Below are 20,617 nucleotides of genomic sequence, written 5' to 3'. Positions count from 1 at the left end.
CCAATAATACCCAAATGTTGACTTGGCATTAACGAGGGAATATGGTGCGGCCTCCTGATTGAGGGGCACTGAAGGTCCATATGTACTGGGAAGTCACTCAACTGGGGATAGGCGATCCATGCAAATTACGGTTATTGGTAAGCAACTCGACGTTGGTAACGCACTCCGTCAACACGTCGTCGAGACGTTGGACCCTGCGGTAGAGAAATATTTCGATCACGCGATCGAAGCCACGGTGACCATCACCAAACAGGCTCATCTCTATATTGCGCAGATATCGGTCCATGTCGGCAAAGGCATGTTGGTTCAGGCGAAGGCATCGGCGAATGAAGTGTATCCTGCTTTCGATTCTGCCTGTGATCGCGTCGCCAAACAGTTGCGACGTTACAAGCGGCGATTGCGTGATCACCACAATGCCAACCGTGATCAGTATGAGCAGGCAAGAATTGATGCGACACATTATGTGATCGCACAGGAAGATGAAGACCATTCAGAGGACGAACATCTCAACGGCTTTGAGCCGGTGATCGTCGCTGAAACACCGGATCGCATTGACACGCTCTCTGTCGGAGAGGCTGTTATGCGGCTCGACTTGGGGGACATTCCGGCGCTTATGTTCCGGAATGGCAAACATGGCGGATTGAATGTTGTATATCGTCGTGCTGACGGCAATATCGGGTGGCTTGACCCATCCGATAAGGAGGCTGGTGCAGCGTGACGGATACAGATTCTTCCGAGCCAAACAACGCAACGCGAAAAATGGACATATCATCGATACTTTCCCCTTCGGGGGTGATACCGGCCTTGCGGTCCGGCGCGAAAAAAGCTGTCCTTGAGGAACTTGCCGAAAAGGCAGCGGAAGTCACCGGGCGTGAAGCAGGCGAAATTTTTTCCGTTCTGCTTGATCGCGAGAAACTTGGCAGCACCGGCGTAGGTGGTGGCGTCGCGATTCCGCATGGCAAGCTGGCTGATCTCGACCGGTTACACATGATCTTTGCGCGCGCGCAGAACCCGATCGAGTTCGATGCCGTTGATGAACATCCTGTCGATTTGTTCTGCATGTTGATAGCACCGGAAGAAGCCGGTGCCGACCATCTGAAAGCACTGGCGCGGATTTCCCGTCTGCTGCGTAATCAGGGCATGTGTGACAAGTTGCGCGGAGCTGGTTCAGCCGATGCGATCTATGCACTGCTGACCCAGGATGAGGCCGAACAGGCCGCCTGAACGCGCAATTGACCGGGTGCAAGTCCGGCAAATAGCAAGATATCAAAAGCCGGGCACCGTCTTAACGGTGCCCGGCTTTACTTTTTCTGAACAAAGGGCGTACGGCACCTGTGGTCTATTTTGGCTTTGGTTCCGGTTTTTCCGCTGCATTGAGCGCAGTCATGCGACTGGCCAGAACCACCAGATACAGCACAGGAACGCCGATCAAGGCTGTGCCTATAAAGAACCAGCTATAACCGACTGCATCGACCACAGTGCCGGAGAATCCGGCAAGGATCTTGGGAAAGAGCGTCATGATCGAGCTGAAGATCGCATATTGCATGGCGGTAAAGGAAATATTGGTCAGGCCTGAGAGGTAGGCTATGAAGGCTGCCGTTGCCAGACCTCCCGAGAGACTGTCAGCCATAATAACAGCAGAAAACATTACTGTATTCGGCCCCAGATGAGCCATGATGGCAAACAGGATATTGGTAGCGGCCGACAGGAAGGCACCCAGAAACAGGATGCGGACTACGCCATAACGAACTGATAAAATACCACCGAGGAAGCTGCCCGCTATGGTCATCAACAGACCAAATGTTTTGGAAACCGCGGCAATTTCTTCCTTGGAAAAGCCAAGATCAGTGTAAAAAACGTTGGCCATAACTCCCATAACGATATCGGCTATGCGATAGACACCTATCAGTGCCAGCACGACGATGGCAGCTTTGCCATAACGATCAATGAAGTCCTTGACCGGAGCTATATATGTTTCCTGCACCATGCCGGTTGGTGTAACCCCGACGCGGGTTGTAAGCCATGCGACAATGATTGCCGCCGTGATCGAAATTGCCAGTTTAACTGTCCCTGCAATAAAACCTGCAAGTTCGCCGATTATGCCGCCTTCTGTCAGGCTGGTTTTCAATGCATTGGTCGGGGCACTTGCATAGACATTGGCGATGATGAAGGTGATTACGGTCAGTGCAAACATCAAAAGGAAACGACCATAATCCGATGTTTTGTGGAAATATTTGCTGTCAATACGGTTAACGACCGGTTCGCCAATCAGCAGCGTGGTGATCACGCCGATCCCCATCGCCAGCGCCATACAACCATAGGCGACCGTCCAAGCCAGCGGCTCATATGTGCCTTCGGTCTCGAACAGACCGGCGATGGTTAGTGCACCGGCACCTGCAACAATCATCCCGATGCGATAGCCAGCGATATAGGATGAACTCATCATGGCTTGCAGGTCAGGGTCGGCGGCCTCGATACGATAAGCGTCGATCACGATGTCCTGTGTAGCAGAGGCAAAGCCGAGCGCAACGGCGGCAAAAGCCATTGTGGTCAGGTTGTTGGCCGGATCTGTAAAGCCCATCCACAAGATTGCACCGATGATGCCGCCTTGAGCAACGAGCAACCAACTCCTTCGGCGACCAAGCAAGCCATGCAAAACCGGGAATGGCAGCCGGTCGATCAATGGAGCCCACACAAATTTGAAAGAATATCCGAGGGCAGCCCAACTGAAATAGGTCACGGTCGAGCGTTCTATCCCGGCCTCACGCAACCAGATCGACAAGGTGGAAAATATCAGCAGGATTGGAATCCCGGCTGACAGGCCCATGAACAGCATAGTAATGACGCGCGGATGGATAAAGGTGCGAAATGAATCACCCCAACTGCGCAAAGCGGTGTTGTGCATGGATTTCCCCAGTCTAAGTGCCACCTTGCCTGAAGGTAGGGAAAACAGGTTAAGGAATGCCGAAACGCTTGGCGCCATATATGAGCAAAAAAAAGGCCGACCCAGACGGGTCGGCCTTTTCAATCTGGATAGAAACCGGATTAGACGGTTTCGGATTCCGATTTGCGGCTTTCGCGTTTGCGAACGTTCGGATCAAGGTGCAGCTTGCGAATACGGATGCTTTGCGGGGTAACTTCGACCAGTTCGTCGTTCTGGATATAAGCCAGCGCTTCTTCAAGCGACATACGACGTGGCGGGGTCAGGGTGATGGCATCATCCTTGCCCGATGCGCGGACGTTGGTCAGTTTTTTGCCCTTGAGAATGTTGACTTCAAGGTCGTTGTTACGGTTGTGTTCGCCAATGATCATGCCTTCATAGACACGTTCGCCCGGATTGATGAACATCGAACCACGATCTTCCAGACCCCAAAGAGCATAGGCAACCGCATCGCCCTGATCGTTCGAGATCAGAACGCCATTACGACGACCAGCGATCGAGCCTTTGACCGGTCCGTAGGAATGGAACACACGGTTCATCACGCCGGTACCGCGGGTATCGGTCAGGAATTCACCATGATAACCGATCAGGCCACGCGACGGGGCGAGGAACATGATACGGGTCTTGCCGCCACCGCTTGAGCGCATGTCGGTCATTTCGGCTTTGCGCAGGCTCATCTTTTCAACGACGGCACCGGCAAATTCTTCGTCCACGTCGACCTGGACTTCTTCAAACGGCTCGGACAGGACGCCGTCGATTTCCTTGATCAGAACGCGCGGACGCGAGATCGACAGTTCATAACCTTCGCGACGCATGGTTTCGATCAGAACGCCAAGCTGAAGTTCACCACGACCGGCAACCTCAAAGGCATCCTTGTCGGCGGTTTCGGAAAGCTGAATGGCGATGTTGCCTTCGACCTCACGTTCCAGACGCGCACGGATCATACGCGAGGTAACCTTGTCACCCTCCTGACCGGCAAGCGGCGAGTTGTTGACCGAGAAGGTCATCGCAAGGGTCGGCGGATCAATCGGTTGGCTTGCGATCGCGCTGGTGACTTCTGGCGAGCAGATGGTGTCAGCAACGGTGGCATCCGTCAGGCCGGCAATCGCGATGATGTCGCCGGCAACAGCTTCTTCCTGCGGCACACGATCAAGGCCACGGAAGCCCATCAGTTTCGAAAGACGACCGGTTTCGACGGTGCCATCACCACGTAGAACCTTGACCGGCATGTTCAGTTTTGCACGACCCTGCGCGACACGACCAGTGAGGATACGGCCAAGGAAGTTGTCAGCATGCAGCATGGTTGCAATCATTGCGAACGGTGCATCAACTTCTGCCTTCGGTGCCGGAACATAGTTCAAAACCAAGTTCATCAGCGGCGTCAGGTTCTCTTTCGGGCCTTCCGGTGCTTCTGCAGCCCAGCCATCACGACCGGATGCATACAGAACCGGGAAATCAAGCTGTTCGTCGTTGGCTTCAAGCGAAACGAACAGATCGAAAATCTCGTCGAGAACTTCTTCGGCGCGCTGGTCCGGACGGTCGATCTTGTTGATGATCACGATTGGCTTCAGACCGAGCTTAAGGGCCTTGCCAAGAACGAATTTGGTCTGCGGCATCGGACCTTCAGCCGAATCAACCAGCAGAACAACACCGTCAACCATCGACAGGATACGTTCGACTTCACCACCGAAATCGGCGTGGCCCGGTGTATCGACGATATTGATACGCGTATCGCCCCACTGAATTGCGGTCGGCTTTGCCATGATGGTAATGCCGCGTTCGCGTTCCAGATCGTTGCTGTCCATTGCGCGTTCATCAACGCGCTGGTTGTCGCGATAAACACCGGACTGACGGAACATCGCGTCGACGAGGGTGGTTTTGCCATGGTCGACGTGTGCGATAATGGCGATATTGCGCAAGTTCATTGGCGCGGACTCCAGAATAAAAATGCCGCGCGCCGGGATACGTCCCTTGCGCATCGGTCAGTAAAAGTTTCAAGGCCAGTAGATATTCAGCCGCCTAAGACCGATGTCGTTCGGTCGGCAAGGTCAAACCCGCGCAATTTGCGTCGTGCAGAACATGCTGAATGTTTACTGGCCCAAAAGACAAATTGCAGCCTGGCTCGAAAGCCGCCCTGTCATAGCCAATGTCGAGGCGAAAGACCAGCCTCGTGCATGACATGCGGGGTTGATTTTTATGCAATGCCGGGTTCTTGCGCCATTAACTGGAGAAAGTCAATCTTTGTGTGCATTGCAAAACCGCAGAATACCGGCAATTGATGCAGAAAAAACGGGACAGCAATCAAATGTTGCCGTCCCGTGAATTTTATCGTGCCCGACTGATCAATGATCAAAGAGTCTTTGCGACCAGTTCCTTAAGGTCCGCATCCGGGCGTGCCCCCATGTGTGAAATTACCTCGGCTGCGGAGATCGAACCAAGGCGACCACAGGTCGCGAGATCATCACCGCGGGTGTAGCCATAGAGGAAACCCGATGCAAAAAGGTCACCTGCGCCAGTGGTATCGACGACATGGGCAACCGGTTCGGCATGGACTTCGATGACTTCGTTACCCGAGACGATGACGGAACCCTTTTCGCTGCGGGTCAGGGCTGCGACCTTGCAATGGGTGCGAACTTCAGCAAGAGCCTCTTCAAAGGTATCGACTTCATAAAGCGATTTGATCTCGTCTTCGTTGGCAAACAGCACGTCGATATGATTGTGAACCAGGTCGCGGAATGAATCGCGATGGCGATCAACGCAGAAGGAATCAGACAGGCTGATTGAAACCTGACGGCCAGCTTCATGGGCAATCTTGGCTGCTTTGATAAAGGCTTCCTTGGCTTCCGGACGATCCCAAAGATAACCTTCCATATAGGTAATCTTGGCCGATGCGATCAGTTCGGCATCGATATCATCCGGACCAAGTTCCGTGCATGCGCCGAGGAAGGTGTTCATGGTGCGGTGCCCGTCCGGCGTAACGAAGATCAGGCAGCGTGCCGTCGGTGAGCCGGATGTGGCCGGGGTCGAGTTGAAGGAAACCCCCATAGCGCGGATATCGTGGCTGAAAACCTCGCCAAGCTGATCGTTACGTACTTTACCAATATAGGCACCTTTGCCGCCAAGAGCAGCAATGCCTGCCATGGTATTGCCCGCAGATCCGCCTGACATTTCAAGGCCCGGGCCCATCTGGGCGTAAAGGCTGTCTGCAGTTTCGGCATCGATCAGGGTCATGGCGTTCTTTACGAGGTTCAAACGGCCAAGGTCTTCTTCCTTGCAATGGGCAAGGACGTCGACAATGGCATTGCCGATCCCGACGACGTCGAATTTGGTGTCACTCATGAACTTGAATTTCCTGCGCTTTTTCGAATAGAGGGCAGTCCGGTACAGTGCAGGCCCATCAAAGTGCCATGCGATCAATACCATATCCGGCCAAATGGTTTGGCCGGAGTATAGAGAATGAAAATTCCGGTGCAAGCATCGCGACCGTTTCGTGTCCGGTTTTTTAACCCTGCGTTAAGAACGAGAAAAACTGCGTTCGTAGTTTTTCTCGTTGTCATGGGACAGAATTTTGATCTTTGCCAATCGGAATTGTTTCAAGTTTTGAAAAATCAATTGGCCCGAATTGGGAGTGCGATTCCGTAACGCGCAGAAAACCGGGATTTTGGGTTGTCCGGACACGCGATGGCTTCGTTTCGATGAATGAAGCAGGCGAAAAGGTCTATAGGTGCAAAATTAAGGTGAAAATCTATATTCAGGATTGTTTGAATGGGCTTAATTTCACGATTTCTGCAGTCCCAAGTTCGTCAGAACTTCAAGCAGACTGTTATGTATTCATATAGGAGTGTCTAAATATATCTATTATCCACAATATAAGATTTTGTGACTAATCGTATATCTAGGTTTTGCATGTTTGAAACGCTGTAAGCCTCAGATGATCTCAGAAGTGAAATCGGGCCTTATGGCTGGCTGGGGTCGGGGGTGTCTGACGGATATTTGTGGTCCGCATTTTGCGGGCGAACCGGGTACAGTTGCACCAGTGCATCCGAATTCGTCGTGTTCCGGCTATCGTTTTTTTGGGTTGAAGTTCCATGGCCGAGACGATCACGCAATTCTTCGATAACGGCACTGATCCGCGCCCGATGCATCGGGTCTTTGCACAGCCCAACGAACTGTGTGAAGGCATGGAGTGCTTTTTCATCTTCATGCAGCCGGGCATAAAGCGCACCGAGCTGATGCCAAAGCCCGTCATGGTCGGGTGCGATCAGTAGGCTGCTGTCGATAACACGTGCCGCCAAGGCCAATTCGCCCTGCCGAAGCGCCCGAACTTTTATGTTGTTTTGAAGTCGTAACAATATTGCGATGTCGGATGCTTCGCGGTAATGGCCGGGTTGCAATTCCGCATCCAGCCCCTTAAATGCTTTGAGTAGTTCGCGCAGTTCAGCCGATCCCAGCGTAATACCGCAGTGGAACGGATCAATCATTTTCCGGGCACCGCCAGATTGCAGGCGAAGAAGAAAGTGACCGGGAAAATCAATACCGGTAATCTCGATCTGGCAGCGCTTTGCCGCATGTATGTAAAGCAGGGCGAGTGCAACCGGCAAACCACGTTTGCGATCAATGACCGCCATCAGATCGGCATTGGCGATATCGTCATAATTTTCCGCGTCACCCTGAAACTGATAAGTGCCGGGAATAATGTCCTGCAATGCCTGCACGATAATATCGACTGATGGATGGCTTTGATCATCCGCACCGGCTTTTTCAGATAGGGCGGTGATTCGGTCACGGACATCGTCAGAAATCCTATCAAGCAAATCAAGATAGGCCGAAATGTCGCGATCAGGATCATTTAGCCGGGCAAAGCGCAGGGCAGCTTCGGCTGCGGTTGCATCGGGATAGTGGCCGTTACCGTAATCGGTAAGCCATTGGCGATCGTTCGCAATAATGTCCTTTTCCCGATCGATAATAATACTCAGGTCCTCTGGCGTTGCGGGTCGTCTTTCAGCCGCACATGGCTGACGACGCGCCTGACATAACTGGTACCGCGCGCATGGGCGATGACAAGGTTACGTTCATGTTCGCTTTGCGCAATGCCCATAATGTGGACAGTACCATTGATGGTTTCGATACTGTAGTTAATCGCATAGACGTCTGTGTCAAACATCAGGGCGGTTTTGATGCGGGTCGTGATCAGAAGATCGCTGGCATTGTCCATCAGACTGTTGCCTTGCCCAACAGTGATCTCATTGATGACCCGTTTTACTCCGTTGGCTTGCCAAGCCAGTTCGACGGCTTTCAATTCGCTCTCGGTGTTGTCAACTGTACCTGCCAGCAACACCTCACCTTCGACCACTTCGATTTCGATCCGGCGAAACAGGTTTTCATCTTCTGCGAGAAACTTTTGCCAGATTTCGGCAGTGATGGCGGTATCACTGACTGCCCCGCCAAACCCTCGTTCCTGCATGGCCGCCACACCGGCGGTTGCGCCAGCACCAATCGCAAGTGATGTGCATCCGGCAAGCGGCAAAATGGCAACGATTACCAGAGCCGGTCCGGCTTGCGCGATATAATGTCTGACTTTAACAACACGGTCTTTTGACCGTCGCAATATGCGTGACAGTGATGTCATTAATCGGTTTCTCGCCCCGCTTCCCCCGTCGTCTCAACTGCCAATATGAGGGTAGCCGGTTAAGGAGTTTTAAATTCAAAGCGGGGTTTGGACGATTAATGACTTTTTTCGCATGTGAGTTTCGCCCAGCGACCGGGTGTGACACCAAAGGCACGTTTGAAATGTCGGTTAAGGTGGCTTTGATCGGCAAACCCCGTTTCACCCGCGATATCTACCAACGGATGGCGAAGGGTAATCAGCGAGCGCGCTTTTTGCAGGCGACGCATCATCAGATACCGATACGGTGTTGTTGCAAAACAGGCGCGGAATTGGCGGATCAGGCGATATCGATCAAGCCCGGTGACCTCTTCAAGCTCATCTGATTGCACGGCTCGATCAAAATTATCTTCGAGATATTGTCTGGCCCGTTCCATACGGTCCAGCGCCAGAAGACCCACAGGCTTGACTGGCCCTTTGGCATGACGCGCGAGACCGGAGGCAATGTCAGAGACAAATTGATCTATCAGCAGCGGATCGACATCTTCATCAAGATGAGCCAGCACTGAGGCCAGAGTAGAAGCCAGTTCCGGGTCGGCAATCACCGGATCTGAAACAAAAGGCAGCGAAGCCGTCTCGGCGCCAAGTCCCTGACGGAGCAATGATGGTTCAAGATAAAGCATCCGGTAACGCAAGCCGTCATCGGTTCCTGCGCCCCCGTCATGAAGTTCGTCGGGATGCAGGACAATCACGTTGCCCGGCTGGCTGGCACGGAAAGAACCACGATAGTTGAAAGTTTGAACGCCCTGCATGGTTATACCCAATGCATAGGTATCGTGCCGGTGTGGCGCAAACATATTGCCAAAGAAAAGGGCTTCCATCCGTTCAATTCCCGGAAGCGGGGCTGCAGAAAGGAAGCGTTCGCGCGATTTGCACAAACGTTCAAGACCGTCCGATACGGTTTGGTCTACAGCATTTTGCATGACGGTTTTCCGAAAACCCCGGTTCTTCAAAATCAACGGATGCACAAATGTTTGATACCAAAGTCGCCATTGTTCTTCGCAACGATCTGAAAAATTGGCAATTGCTGAATGTCACGGCCTTTTTGATGAGCGGCATCGTTGCCCAGCACCCCGATATTATCGGGGAACCCTATATTGATCGCGACAAGAATATTTATAATCCTTTGTCCCGACAGCCAGCCATCGTTTTGACAGCGGATCAGGATACAATCGCAAAGGTTCATCGTCGCGCACTGGAACGCGGCGTGACCACATCGCTTTATGTAGAGGAAATGTTTTCCACCGGGCACGACGCCGCCAATCGGGAAGTTTTTGGCCAGTTTTCGCCTGATGATGCAAAGGTTGTGGGAATTGCTCTGCGGGCGGAAAAACGGGTGGCGGATAAAATCATCAAGGGTGCAAAAATGCATCCCTGACGACCGATATGCCATTCCCCCCCCCTACAACATCCACACATTTTTGAGGTGCTTGAGACGCCACCCGTTGCTGATTGCAATGATGTCAAAACGCAAATCGCCATGATGGTCGATTCGTGTGGCGAAAGTTGAAAGCGCACGGGCGATGCGCTGTTGCTGCTTGGGGCGCAATGCATTCAGTGCATCGTCAATGTTGCGGCGATTTTTAACCTCGACAGCGGCGATCAGATTGCCCTTTTGGGCGATAATATCGATCTCCCCGACCGGGCAGCGAAACCGGGTTGCAAGAATGCGGTAACCGCATAGTCTGAGCCACAAGGTACATACCCATTCTGCGCGTCTTCCGGCTCTTTCGGCCTTGCGTCGTTCATATATTTCTGCGTTGTGGGCAGTCCGACCGGATTTCATCGCTATGCTCCGGATGGTTTGGAAAGCTCAAGCGCACGATTATAAAGGTCACGCTTTTTCAAGCCGGTCTCTTTGGCAACCTGTTCGGCAGCTTCTTTTGTTCGCAAGGTTTTCAACAGTTCGACCAGACGTGCATCAATGTCGTCAGCATCGGGTTCGGCATCCCGTTCGTTCTGCGGGCCGATGATCACAACGATTTCACCCTTGGGTGCACCCTCGGCAGCGTAATGAGCAGCCAGATTGCCAAGTGTTCCGGTTCGAACTTCCTCAAACATTTTTGTCAGTTCGCGGGTGACGGCTGCTTCGCGCGTTTCGCCCAGCATTTCAGCCATATCGGCAAGACTGCTTGCCAGTCGTTTGGGACTCTCAAGAAAGATCAGACTTCCGGGGATGCTTGAAAATCGTGCCAGTTCCTTTTTGCGTGCCGATGTCTTGGGGGGTAGGAAGCCAGCATAAAAGAAGTGGTCACTGGGAAGTCCCGATAAAATAAGAGCCACAATCGGTGACGAGGCGCCGGGGGCAGCAGTGACATTGAAGCCTTCTGCCTTGCAATCACGGACCAGCTTGTAGCCGGGATCGTTGATCAGTGGCGTTCCTGCATCGGAAATCAGGGCAAGCGCCTGTCCCTTGCCAAGGCGGTCCATGATTTCGGGGCGCATTTTGGCTGCATTATGTTCGTGATAGGCGATCCGCTTGGTTTTTACGCCATATCGCGACAGTAATTTGCCAGACGTTCTGGTGTCTTCGCACAGGATAATATCGGCACGTTTAAGGATATCGAGTGCACGAAACGTAATATCGCCCAAATTACCGATTGGAGTAGCGACAAGATAAAGACCTGATGAAAGTGGCAAGAGTCGTTCATCCGGTTTACTTGATCCGTCGCGCGCATTACCCTGCGTGCGAAACGAGCTATCGGGAGGTGAGAGTGGGTTTTCCGAAACGTCATCCGTTGCAGAATCTGGACGGGAATTCGGCATGGTGCCGGGTCGCGCGCCGGACGGCATCTGTGGTGGTCCTTTCGCTGGGGCTTGCGGCATGCAGTGGCACCACGAGTATCACGGACCTGTTGGGCATGCAACGGGATGGGGCGCCTGTAGAAACGGCGAATAACCCTGCAAACGACCCGACCAGGGCCCCTGATCAAGGGCTTCTGACGGACGCAAACCCTTGGCCGGGCGATGCTGCCTTGCCTGAGGGAGAGGGTCAGGAAATACTGACACTTTATAACGACGAGGCGGCATTGAATGAAAAGCGCGTCGCGCTTTTGCTGCCATTATCAGGTCCCAACGAGGAACTGGGGCGCGCCATGCGCCATGCGGCAGAACTGGCGATGTTTGACATTGCCGGTGACGATTTCGTCCTGATGCCGATTGATACGGCAGGAACGTATCAGGGCGGACAGGCCGCAGCCCATCAGGCGATCAATGCCGGTGCGAAAATGATCCTTGGGCCGCTCTTTGCCGAATCGGTTAGTGGTGCTAGTGAAATCGCAAAAGCTGCTGGTGTTCCCGTGATTGCGTTTTCAAACAATCAGCGGGTTGCCGAAAGCGGTGTATGGGTTAACGGATTCGTCCCCGAAGATCAGATCGCACGTGCTTCCGGGTATGCAACCACGCAAGGCAAATATCGTTTTGCGGCTTTGTTGCCGCAAAACGATTATGGCAGACAGATCGCAGGTGCCCTTCAGGGGATTGTTTCGCGGGTCGGGGGCAGCCTAGGCCGGGTCGCGTTCTATGCACCGGGTTCCGAGAATCTGGAACAGACGATCCGCGATTTTGCCAATTACGATGCACGCCGTGCAAACTTGCGGGCACGCAAGCGCGAATTGCAGGCAGATGGTTCGGCAGCGTCCCAGCGCGCATTGAAGCGGCTCGAAGGTATCGACACACTGGGCGAACTTGACTTCGATGCGTTGATCCTTCCGGCGACCGGCGGAGAGTTAAGGCAGGTCTCTGCCCTTCTGGCGTATTTCGATATCGATAGTTCCGAAGTACAGTTCATCGGAACATTCGGTTGGAACGATCCGGGGCTTTTTTCGGAGCCGGCACTTAAGGGCGGTATCTTTGCTGCACCGGATCCGGAAAACTGGAAACTGTTCTCAGACCGTTTCGAGCGGACATTTGGTGAACAGCCGCCGCGCATTTCAAGCCTTGCCTATGACAGCGCAGCCTTGGCCGCAGTATTATCGCGCGATTCTGGTGACATGACCCGCGATGCCGTTACCAACCCCAATGGCTTTGTCGGGGTGGATGGCATTTTCCGTCTCACAGCACAAGGGCGTTCGGAACGCGGTTATGCCGTGATGCAGATCCAGCCTGACGGTGCCAAGGTTGTTGCACCGGCACCTGCCGCATTTGATCAGGTCTTCTGAGCCGACCGGATAGCAAAGGCTTTAATTGATATGGAATGCCCGCCGATTATGCTTCGGCGGGCGTTTTGTCTTTATAGTTGCACAAATCATTGACGATGCAGTCCGCACAGCGTGGTTTACGCGCCTTGCAGATATAACGGCCATGCAGGATCAGCCAGTGATGGGCATGTGTCATGAAGCGTGACGGGACCTTTTTCAAAAGGCCCTTTTCGACGGCAAGCACGTTTTTACCGTTTGCCATGCCCGTCCGGTTGCCGAGCCGGAAAATATGGGTATCAACAGCCATCGTGTGTTCGCCCCACGCAATGTTGCGGACAACATTGGCGGTTTTTCGACCGACACCCGGCAGTTCTTCAAGGGCATCCTGATCGTTGGGTACAATCCCGCCATGCTTTTCAACAAGTATGCGTGCCGCTGCCATTACATTCTTGGCCTTGCCGCGATAGAGCCCGATGGTTTTGATATGTTCGATCAGAGCTTCTTCGCCAAGATCCAGCATGTCCTGAGGTGTTTCGACAATCTGGAACAACTTCTTGGTGGCTTTGTTGACACCAACATCGGTTGCCTGCGCCGACAGGGCGACTGCCACCAGAAGCGTATAGGGATTGGTGTAGTCCAGTTCCCCTCTCGGTTCCGGGTCGGCGTCCGAAAGACGCTGGAAAAATTCTTCTATGGCGGCTTTGCTCATCGGGCGGGACATGGGTCTTTATCTCTGTGTTGATGCCGCATTTTGCGGTCATTTTCGGGGTGTTAAGAGTTTGGCTTCCTCTATCGCCGGTCTGATCTACTGACATCGGAATATATAAACTGCCGTTCTGCAAAGGTCGAATTTTGATTGCGGCAGATCTGGAAGCGTTCCAGAATTGACGGATTGGAAACGCTGCAAACCGGTCTATTACGATGCCAGCCGTACCAAGAACCGAAAAACCGATATTTCGCATCGATCTGCGCCCGCCACGTTCGTTAAGCAGGCGGGCAGCGCGCAATATTGTCGTGATACTTGCATGCGTCACGACATCAATCGGTTTGATTTTCTGGGCTGTTGGTGCGTGGCCGGTAATCGGATTTCTGGGCATTGATGTGATCTTGCTGGCGTTGGCCTTTCATTTCAGCTTTCGCGCGGCAAGAGCAGAAGAGCGGATCGAACTCCGTCGGGGCAATTTGCGTGTCATCAGAATTTCTGCGCGGGGCGCGCGGCAGGAATTTGATTTTCAGCCCTATTGGCTTCAGGTGGTGCTGGAACGGGGTGAGGATGACCAATGCGAACTTTATTTGCGATCGCACGGCAAGCGTTTCGAGATCGCGGGGTTTCTGGGGGCCGAGGAAAAGACGGATCTGGCCGGGAAGCTTGATCGTTTGCTGCGTCAGGCACGATGCCAACCTGACCTACAGCCCGCGGGATTATCCTGAAATCAAGGCGCGGCGGTGCTTTTCCCAATTTCCAGACTGCTTTGCAGTCTTGGTATCCCCGATATGCTTTGGGTGAATTCCCCCATAATTAATTGCGAAAACAGTCTGAAAAGATGCAATTTTGGCCGTAAAATCGCTTCGGGAACGGGTTCCGGATACCGGATTCCGCGTTTCAGAGTAAAATTCACCCGAGATTCCCCGTTTTCACCGCTTGCGAGTTTTTGATGACTTTCATATATAGGTGCGCGGGGTAATTACCCCACGAAATTTGAGACTATTACAACCATTGGTCCCAGGAGGTCCTGCGCAGCGCTTAGATCGTGAAGGCTGCGGGACGGACCGGCCGCTAAAAGAGGAACTTACTATGGGCAAGATTATCGGTATCGACCTTGGCACCACCAACTCCTGCGTCGCAGTCATGGACGGCAAAGAAGGCCGCGTGATCGAGAACAGCGAAGGTGCCCGTACCACGCCGTCGATGGTCGCTTTCACCAATGACGGTGAGCGCCTTGTCGGTCAGCCTGCGAAACGTCAGGCTGTGACCAACCCGGAAAACACCCTGTTTGCGATTAAACGTCTGATCGGCCGTCGTTACGGCGACCCGGAAGTCGAAAAAGACAAAGACCTTGTCCCGTACAAAATTGTCGCCGGCGAGAATGGCGACGCATGGGTTGAAGTCAATGGCGAGAAAATGGCACCGAGCCAGATCGCAGCCATGGTGCTTCAGAAAATGAAAGAAACCGCAGAAGCCCATCTGGGTGAGCCGGTAACCGAAGCCGTTATTACCGTTCCGGCATATTTCAACGATAGCCAGCGTCAGGCAACCAAGGATGCCGGTAAAATTGCCGGTCTTGAAGTCAAGCGCATCATCAACGAGCCGACCGCAGCCGCACTGGCTTATGGTCTGGACAAGAAAGATGGTGGCACCGTGGTCGTTTATGACCTTGGTGGCGGTACCTTTGACGTGTCGGTTCTTGAAATCGGTGACGGTGTCTTCGAAGTTAAATCGACCAACGGCGATACCTTCCTTGGTGGTGAAGACTTCGATAAAAACATCATCGATTACCTTGCTGACGAGTTCAAAAAAGAACAGCAGATCGACCTGCGTAAAGATCGTCTGGCCCTGCAGCGTCTGAAAGAAGCTGCAGAGAAAGCCAAGATCGAGCTTTCCTCGTCGATGCAGACCGAAGTGAACCTGCCGTTTATCACCGCTGACGCATCAGGCCCGAAACACCTGAATATCAAGCTGTCGCGTGCGAAACTTGAAAGCCTTGTTGGTGACCTGATCGAACGCACGATGACCCCGTGCAAAGCGGCCCTGAAAGACGCCGGTATCACCGCAGGTGAAATCGATGACGTGATCCTGGTTGGCGGCATGACCCGTATGCCGAAGGTTCAGGAACGCGTGAAGGAATTCTTTGGCCGTGATCCGCACAAGGGTGTGAACCCGGATGAAGTGGTTGCACTTGGTGCCGCCATTCAGGGCGGTGTCCTGCAGGGTGATGTCAAAGACGTTCTTCTGCTTGACGTGACTCCGCTGTCGCTGGGTATTGAAACCCTTGGTGGCGTATTCACCCGACTGATCGACCGCAACACCACGATCCCGACCCGCAAGTCGCAGACTTTCTCGACCGCGGAAGACAACCAGACGGCTGTTACCATCCGTGTCTTCCAGGGTGAACGCGAAATGGCTGCTGACAACAAGATGCTTGGCCAGTTCGATCTGGTCGGTATCCCGCCGGCACCGCGCGGTGTCCCGCAGATCGAGGTGACTTTCGACATTGATGCCAACGGTATCGTCAACGTGTCTGCCAAAGACAAGGCGACCAACAAGGAACAGCAGATCCGCATTCAGGCATCTGGTGGTCTTGGCGATGACGAAATCGAAAAAATGGTCAAGGACGCCGAAGCCAACGCGGAATCCGATAAAAAGCGTAAAGCGCTTGTCGAAGCCCGTAACCAGGCAGAAGCCGTTATCCATTCGACCGAGAAAAACCTTGCCGAACACGGTGACAAGGTTGATGCCGGTGCGAAATCAATGATCGAAGATGCTCTGTCGGCGCTTAAAGAAGCCAAGGACGGCGAAGATCCGGAAGCGATCACCGCGAAGGTCAATGAACTTCAGCAGGCTGCGATGAAACTTGGCGAAGCCATGTATCAGGCACAGCAGGCCGAAGACGGTGGCGAAGGTGAAACTGACGGCGCATCTGCACAGGCCGATGACGGTGTTGTTGACGCCGACTTTGAAGAAGTCGATGACAGCAAAAAAGACAAGTAAGGCGACCGCAGAGGTCGTCTTGAACGACGCCCTGTAAATAAAAATCGGGCCGTTCCGGACGCAGATAATTGCGGGAACGGCCCGACCGTGTTTCGGAGTTACAGATGGCGAAAGAAGATTATTACGAGCTGTTGGGTGTTGGCAAAGATGCCGACGCAGCCGCGCTCAAAAGCGCCTATCGTAAACAGGCGATGAAGTATCATCCGGATAAAAATCCGGGCGATACCGAAGCCGAAGTAAAATTCAAGCAAGTCAACGAAGCCTATGAAGTCCTGAAGGATCAGGAAAAGCGTGCTGCCTATGACCGGTTTGGTCATGCTGCGTTTGAGCAAGGCGGACCGGGCGGAGCCGGTGGTTTCGGTGGCGGCTTTGGTGGTGGTTTCGGCGGTGGCGGATTTGCCGACGTTTTCGACGAGATTTTCGGGGCCATGGGGGGCGGCCGTCGTGGCGGTGGATCGTCGCGCGGTGCCGACCTTCGTTACAATATGGCCATCTCGCTTGAAGAAGCGTTTGAAGGCAAAAAGGCCGAGATCACCATTCCGGGGTCGGTTGCCTGCGAAGAATGCCACGGCAGCGGTGCCGAGGCCGGTTCGCAGCCGGTAACCTGTCCGACCTGTAATGGTCATGGCAAGGTCCGCGCGCAGCAGGGCTTCTTTACGATCGAGCGTACCTGCCCGAGCTGTCATGGCAAAGGCAAAATCATCAAGAATCCGTGCAAATCCTGCCATGGTGTCGGTCGTGTCGAACAGGAAAAGACCCTGTCGGTGACGATCCCGGCCGGGGTTGAGGATGGAACGCGTATCCGTCTTGCGGGCGAGGGTGAAGCGGGTGCCAATGGCGCACCGGCTGGTGATTTGTATATCTTCCTTGATATCCAGAATCATCGCTTCTTCCAGCGTGATGGGGCGAACCTGTATTGCCGGATTCCAATCCCGATGAGCAAGGCAGCCCTTGGCGGGACCATCGAGGTGCCGACAATTGAGGGAACTCGCACCCGGATCAACATCCCGGAAGGTACGCAATCGGGACAGCAGTTGCGTCTGCGTGGCAAGGGCATGACCATCCTGCGGTCGCAGGCACGTGGTGACATGTTCGTTGAAATCAGCGTCGAAACCCCGGTCAGACTGACCGAGCGGCAGAAAGAGCTTTTGAAAGAGTTTGATGAGATTTCGCGCGAAGAAGGCAGTAACCCGGAAAGCGAAGGGTTCTTTTCCAAGATGAAGGAAATCTGGAAAGACCTGACGGATTAGGTGCTGCACCAGATCGTTCCGATTTCGGAACGAAATATATTTTAACCCCGCTCTGTTATTTCGAGCGGGGTTTCTCTTTGGCTTGATCGTTTGGCCACGGACGACTTTTGATGAAATCGATGAAGGTCCGCAACGGTGTGGGGACAAGGCGTCGCCCCGGATAATACAGTTTGGGACCCGGAAACCGCGGCCACCAGTCCGCAAGCAACGGGACGAGGGCACCGCTATCAAAATAGGGCTGAAGCCAGTCCTCAAACAGGTAAACGATACCCGTGCCCATACAGGCGGCGTGAGTCGCAAGGTCAGTTCCCCCGCCGGGGCGCACAAGCAGCGGCCCGCCGGGGTTTAGTTCAATGGTTTCATCACCGCGCTCAAATTCCCACGAGATCATGGTCCCGCTTGCAAAGCGTCCGCGCAGGCAGGCATGTTCGAGAAGATCGCGGGGATGTTCTGGCATACCGTGTTTTTCCAGATATCCGGGTGACGCCGCGGCAGCAAAACGCTGGGTACGCGGGCCAATCGGAATTGCGATCATGTCCAGTTCCAGACTTTCGTCATAACGAATACCGGCATCGCATCCTTCGGCCAGAACATCGACGAAGTTTTCCTCGGTAATGACCTCGACGCGGATATCGGGATAGGCAGCAAGAAAAGGTGGAATAAAGTGCGGTAGAACAAGGCGTGCCGCACTTACAGGCACGTTCAGTTTCAGAGTCCCTGCTGGACGGCTGCGGAAGCTGTTCACCACATCAAGAGCCAGTTCCATTTCATCAAGGGCAGGAGAAAGCCGGTTTAACAAACCCTGACCGGCCTCGGTCAGGGCCACACTGCGCGTACTGCGATTGAACAGCCTCACGCCAAGCTCTGCCTCCAGTCGTCGGACCTGATCGCTCAGACGTGATGCACTGCCGCCACTGATGCGGGCACCTTCGCGGAAACCGCCTGCTCGGGCGACGGTGACGAATGCGGTGATATTGGGCAGATCAAGTTTCATTGTTTTGAATTCCGTACAGCTTGTTCTGATTGTACCGGATTGTTGATCAAAACAGTAGGGTCTAGCTTCGGGACAGAGATCGGATGTCTGACATGAAAGGAGATTTCCATGTCCAGTATAGAGCAGGCCGGAAATTTTAAGATCGGTGATCTAAGCGTTAAACGTATGGGCTATGGCGCGATGCAGTTAGCCGGGCCTGGTGTTTTTGGCCCACCCAAAGATCGCGACAGTGCGATCAGGGTGCTGCGCAAGGCGGTCGAAGCGGGCGTCAATCATATTGATACCAGCGACTTTTATGGCCCGCACATTACCAACCAGCTGATTCGTGAAGCCCTTCATCCTTATCAGGATGATCTTGTGATCGTGACAAAGATCAGTGCAAAGCGAGGAGATGACGGGTCTTGGTTGCCGGCACTGTCGGCTGCTGAATTGACATCCGCAGTGCATGATAATCTTCGCAATCTGGGGATTGATGTGATTGATGTTGTCAATTTTCGATCAATGCACGGGCTGCACGGACCAGCGGAAGGTTCAATTGAAGAACAGCTTAGCGTTTTGGCCAAATTGCAGCAGCAGGGATTGATCCGACATATCGGATTGTCGAATGTGACACCGATCCAGATCGAGGAAGGGCGCAAGATTTGTGACATCGTCTGTGTGCAGAATCAGTACAATCTGGCGCATCGCGATGATGAAGGATTGATCGATAGCCTTGCGGCTGATGGCATTCCCTATGTGCCGTTTTTCCCGCTTGGCGGTTTTTCGCCATTGCAGTCAGAAACCCTTTCACAGGTTGCCAGGCGCCTTGACGCAACGCCGATGCAGGTTGCCCTTGCCTGGTTGTTGCAGCGTTCGGCCAATATCCTGTTGATTCCGGGAACGTCATCGTTCGAGCATTTGATGCAGAACCTTGCGGCGGCCAGCCTTAAGCTTCCGGTTGACGCCGTTGCCGAACTTGACGGGATTGCAGCGCAATCCGCTACAACAGGTTGATTGTTGATTTGTCCGACATTTGGACATTTCCGATGATTTCATCGCAGGGCGGCATGTGCTAAAGCAATGACACGTTTGAAATTGCTTGCCGGAGGAGACCGGAAATGAAAATCGGGATTGTCGGATGTGCCGGCCGTATGGGGCGCATGCTGGTCAATGAAACGTTCAAAACCAACGGCTGCGAGGTTGGCGGTGGTACCGATCTGCCAGACAGCCCGTTTGTCGGCAAGGACGTCACCCTGATTGCTGGTCTGGAAGAAAGTGGCGTTCTGGTCGGTGACGATCCCAAGGCATTGTTTGAAGCTGTTGATGCGGTGATTGATTTCACCGCACCGGCTGCGACCATGAACCATGCGAAACTGGCAGCTGAAACCGGCAAAATCCTGGTGATCGGTACGACCGGGCTTTCAAACGATCAAAAAGCGGAGCTTAAGGCCGCAGCCAAAACAGCAACCATCATTTTCGCACCGAATATGAGTGTCGGTGTCAACCTTGCCTTTGCATTGGTCGAGAAGGTTGCAGCGGTCCTCGATAAGGATACGGCTGATATCGAAATCGTCGAAATGCATCATAAACATAAAGTTGATGCACCATCAGGCACGGCACTTGGCCTTGGTGAGGCGGCGGCAAAGGGTCGTGGGGTTGATCTGGATGCGGTTTCGGTGCGGTCGCGCGACGGGCATACCGGCGCACGTGAAAACGGCACCATCGGCTTTGCAACGTTGCGTGGTGGTGATGTTGTGGGCGATCACACCGTTGTCTTTGCCTGTGAGGGCGAGCGGATCGAAATTACACACAAGGCATCATCACGCGAGGTTTTCGCCAAAGGTGCGGTACGTGCCGCGAAATGGGCCGAAGGCAAGAAGCCCGGTCTTTATTCGATGCGCGACGTTCTGGGTCTTTAAGCCAGTTCTGATCCAGTCACT

The 20,617-nt window shown here is 53.6% G+C and carries 19 protein-coding genes; 9 read left to right on the top strand and 10 right to left on the bottom strand.

Annotated features, from left to right (window positions below):
- The first annotated feature begins 118 nt into the window (after positions 1-118).
- Both raiA and ptsN read left to right on the top strand, forming a co-directional pair.
- Positions 119-718 (top strand): ribosome-associated translation inhibitor RaiA, encoded by a 600-nt coding sequence (raiA, locus tag J7395_RS04915; protein ID WP_062950150.1) that lies wholly within the window; start codon positions 119-121, stop codon positions 716-718.
- 41 nt (positions 719-759) lie between these two features.
- Positions 760-1,224, top strand: coding sequence for a PTS IIA-like nitrogen regulatory protein PtsN (gene ptsN / locus J7395_RS04910; RefSeq protein ID WP_062950151.1), 465 nt, complete (start codon positions 760-762; stop codon positions 1,222-1,224).
- A 115-nt stretch (positions 1,225-1,339) separates the two neighbouring features.
- Here ptsN and J7395_RS04905 read toward each other — a convergent pair whose 3' ends face one another.
- The 6 genes from J7395_RS04905 to J7395_RS04880 all read right to left on the bottom strand — a co-directional run bounded on the left by J7395_RS04905 (position 1,340) and on the right by J7395_RS04880 (position 9,529).
- Positions 1,340-2,905, bottom strand: a complete 1,566-nt coding sequence (locus tag J7395_RS04905) for an MFS transporter (RefSeq protein WP_209220709.1) — start codon at positions 2,903-2,905, stop codon at positions 1,340-1,342.
- A 140-nt stretch (positions 2,906-3,045) separates the two neighbouring features.
- Entirely contained in the window at positions 3,046-4,866 is a 1,821-nt protein-coding gene (gene typA, locus J7395_RS04900; protein ID WP_114123184.1) for a translational GTPase TypA, read from the bottom strand.
- Between the two features lie 424 nt (positions 4,867-5,290).
- Positions 5,291-6,280 carry an adenosine kinase gene (locus J7395_RS04895; RefSeq protein WP_209220708.1) on the bottom strand — a complete coding sequence of 330 codons (990 nt, stop codon included), beginning with the start codon at positions 6,278-6,280 and terminating at the stop codon, positions 5,291-5,293.
- A gap of 617 nt (positions 6,281-6,897) precedes the next feature.
- Entirely contained in the window at positions 6,898-7,755 is an 858-nt protein-coding gene (locus tag J7395_RS04890) for a transglutaminase-like domain-containing protein (RefSeq protein ID WP_247741960.1), read from the bottom strand.
- Positions 7,756-7,913: 158 nt separating this feature from the next.
- A complete protein-coding gene (locus J7395_RS04885; RefSeq protein ID WP_209220707.1) occupies positions 7,914-8,570 on the bottom strand; it encodes a BON domain-containing protein in 657 nt (218 codons plus the stop codon).
- Positions 8,571-8,665: 95 nt separating this feature from the next.
- Positions 8,666-9,529: an AraC family transcriptional regulator gene (locus tag J7395_RS04880; RefSeq protein ID WP_209220706.1), complete on the bottom strand. Its 864-nt coding sequence runs from the start codon at positions 9,527-9,529 to the stop codon at positions 8,666-8,668.
- A gap of 47 nt (positions 9,530-9,576) precedes the next feature.
- Between J7395_RS04880 and J7395_RS04875 the strand changes: the two genes are divergently transcribed.
- Positions 9,577-9,984, top strand: coding sequence for a DUF2000 family protein (locus J7395_RS04875; RefSeq protein WP_062950163.1), 408 nt, complete (start codon positions 9,577-9,579; stop codon positions 9,982-9,984).
- A 24-nt stretch (positions 9,985-10,008) separates the two neighbouring features.
- Here the strand turns inward: J7395_RS04875 and J7395_RS04870 are convergent, their stop codons facing one another.
- Positions 10,009-10,392 (bottom strand): YraN family protein, encoded by a 384-nt coding sequence (locus tag J7395_RS04870; protein ID WP_209220705.1) that lies wholly within the window; start codon positions 10,390-10,392, stop codon positions 10,009-10,011.
- A gap of 2 nt (positions 10,393-10,394) precedes the next feature.
- The gene (rsmI, locus tag J7395_RS04865) at positions 10,395-11,246 is read right to left on the bottom strand and encodes a 16S rRNA (cytidine(1402)-2'-O)-methyltransferase (RefSeq protein WP_209220704.1); all 852 of its coding nucleotides are present in this window, start codon (positions 11,244-11,246) and stop codon (positions 10,395-10,397) included.
- 74 nt (positions 11,247-11,320) lie between these two features.
- Here rsmI and J7395_RS04860 point away from each other — a divergent pair, with 74 nt between their 5' ends.
- Positions 11,321-12,766 carry a penicillin-binding protein activator gene (locus J7395_RS04860; RefSeq protein ID WP_209220703.1) on the top strand — a complete coding sequence of 482 codons (1,446 nt, stop codon included), beginning with the start codon at positions 11,321-11,323 and terminating at the stop codon, positions 12,764-12,766.
- A 46-nt stretch (positions 12,767-12,812) separates the two neighbouring features.
- Here J7395_RS04860 and nth read toward each other — a convergent pair whose 3' ends face one another.
- On the bottom strand, positions 12,813-13,454 hold the full coding sequence (gene nth / locus J7395_RS04855; protein WP_209221020.1) for an endonuclease III: 642 nt from the start codon (positions 13,452-13,454) through the stop codon (positions 12,813-12,815).
- Positions 13,455-13,666: 212 nt separating this feature from the next.
- Here nth and J7395_RS04850 point away from each other — a divergent pair, with 212 nt between their 5' ends.
- From J7395_RS04850 to dnaJ, 3 genes are all read left to right on the top strand, one after another.
- On the top strand, positions 13,667-14,176 hold the full coding sequence (locus J7395_RS04850) for a DUF2244 domain-containing protein (RefSeq protein WP_209220702.1): 510 nt from the start codon (positions 13,667-13,669) through the stop codon (positions 14,174-14,176).
- A 364-nt stretch (positions 14,177-14,540) separates the two neighbouring features.
- On the top strand, positions 14,541-16,454 hold the full coding sequence (dnaK, locus tag J7395_RS04845; protein WP_209220701.1) for a molecular chaperone DnaK: 1,914 nt from the start codon (positions 14,541-14,543) through the stop codon (positions 16,452-16,454).
- A gap of 104 nt (positions 16,455-16,558) precedes the next feature.
- Complete coding sequence (gene dnaJ / locus J7395_RS04840; protein WP_007088588.1) at positions 16,559-17,704, top strand: molecular chaperone DnaJ; 1,146 nt, start codon at positions 16,559-16,561, stop codon at positions 17,702-17,704.
- 55 nt (positions 17,705-17,759) lie between these two features.
- Here the strand turns inward: dnaJ and J7395_RS04835 are convergent, their stop codons facing one another.
- Positions 17,760-18,698: a LysR family transcriptional regulator gene (locus J7395_RS04835; protein WP_209220700.1), complete on the bottom strand. Its 939-nt coding sequence runs from the start codon at positions 18,696-18,698 to the stop codon at positions 17,760-17,762.
- A gap of 108 nt (positions 18,699-18,806) precedes the next feature.
- On the opposite strand from J7395_RS04835, the gene J7395_RS04830 reads away from it, so the two are divergent.
- Together J7395_RS04830 and dapB are read left to right on the top strand one after the other, a co-directional pair.
- Positions 18,807-19,691 (top strand): aldo/keto reductase family oxidoreductase, encoded by an 885-nt coding sequence (locus tag J7395_RS04830; protein ID WP_209220699.1) that lies wholly within the window; start codon positions 18,807-18,809, stop codon positions 19,689-19,691.
- 104 nt (positions 19,692-19,795) lie between these two features.
- Positions 19,796-20,596, top strand: a complete 801-nt coding sequence (gene dapB, locus J7395_RS04825; protein WP_209220698.1) for a 4-hydroxy-tetrahydrodipicolinate reductase — start codon at positions 19,796-19,798, stop codon at positions 20,594-20,596.
- Positions 20,597-20,617: the final 21 nt, after the last annotated feature.

This window comes from Thalassospira sp. A3_1, assembly GCF_017744215.1.
Classification (GTDB): domain Bacteria; phylum Pseudomonadota; class Alphaproteobacteria; order Rhodospirillales; family Thalassospiraceae; genus Thalassospira; species Thalassospira lucentensis_A.
The sequence above is the reverse complement of the archived record's forward strand: the minus strand, read 5'-3'. Positions and strand labels throughout refer to the sequence as shown.

What these genes read in the sequence shown, in the direction of transcription:
- J7395_RS04870 (WP_209220705.1), bottom strand. Translation starts at nt 10,392, where the DNA reads ATGAAATCCGGTCGGACTGCCCACAACGCAGAAATATATGAACGACGC.
- J7395_RS04905 (WP_209220709.1), bottom strand. Translation starts at nt 2,905, where the DNA reads ATGCACAACACCGCTTTGCGCAGTTGGGGTGATTCATTTCGCACCTTT.
- J7395_RS04830 (WP_209220699.1), top strand. Translation starts at nt 18,807, where the DNA reads ATGTCCAGTATAGAGCAGGCCGGAAATTTTAAGATCGGTGATCTAAGC.
- J7395_RS04885 (WP_209220707.1), bottom strand. Translation starts at nt 8,570, where the DNA reads ATGACATCACTGTCACGCATATTGCGACGGTCAAAAGACCGTGTTGTT.
- dapB (WP_209220698.1), top strand. Translation starts at nt 19,796, where the DNA reads ATGAAAATCGGGATTGTCGGATGTGCCGGCCGTATGGGGCGCATGCTG.
- J7395_RS04880 (WP_209220706.1), bottom strand. Translation starts at nt 9,529, where the DNA reads ATGCAAAATGCTGTAGACCAAACCGTATCGGACGGTCTTGAACGTTTG.
- ptsN (WP_062950151.1), top strand. Translation starts at nt 760, where the DNA reads ATGGACATATCATCGATACTTTCCCCTTCGGGGGTGATACCGGCCTTG.
- J7395_RS04895 (WP_209220708.1), bottom strand. Translation starts at nt 6,280, where the DNA reads ATGAGTGACACCAAATTCGACGTCGTCGGGATCGGCAATGCCATTGTC.
- J7395_RS04850 (WP_209220702.1), top strand. Translation starts at nt 13,667, where the DNA reads ATGCCAGCCGTACCAAGAACCGAAAAACCGATATTTCGCATCGATCTG.
- nth (WP_209221020.1), bottom strand. Translation starts at nt 13,454, where the DNA reads ATGAGCAAAGCCGCCATAGAAGAATTTTTCCAGCGTCTTTCGGACGCC.
- J7395_RS04875 (WP_062950163.1), top strand. Translation starts at nt 9,577, where the DNA reads ATGTTTGATACCAAAGTCGCCATTGTTCTTCGCAACGATCTGAAAAAT.
- raiA (WP_062950150.1), top strand. Translation starts at nt 119, where the DNA reads ATGCAAATTACGGTTATTGGTAAGCAACTCGACGTTGGTAACGCACTC.
- dnaJ (WP_007088588.1), top strand. Translation starts at nt 16,559, where the DNA reads ATGGCGAAAGAAGATTATTACGAGCTGTTGGGTGTTGGCAAAGATGCC.
- dnaK (WP_209220701.1), top strand. Translation starts at nt 14,541, where the DNA reads ATGGGCAAGATTATCGGTATCGACCTTGGCACCACCAACTCCTGCGTC.
- typA (WP_114123184.1), bottom strand. Translation starts at nt 4,866, where the DNA reads ATGAACTTGCGCAATATCGCCATTATCGCACACGTCGACCATGGCAAA.
- J7395_RS04835 (WP_209220700.1), bottom strand. Translation starts at nt 18,698, where the DNA reads ATGAAACTTGATCTGCCCAATATCACCGCATTCGTCACCGTCGCCCGA.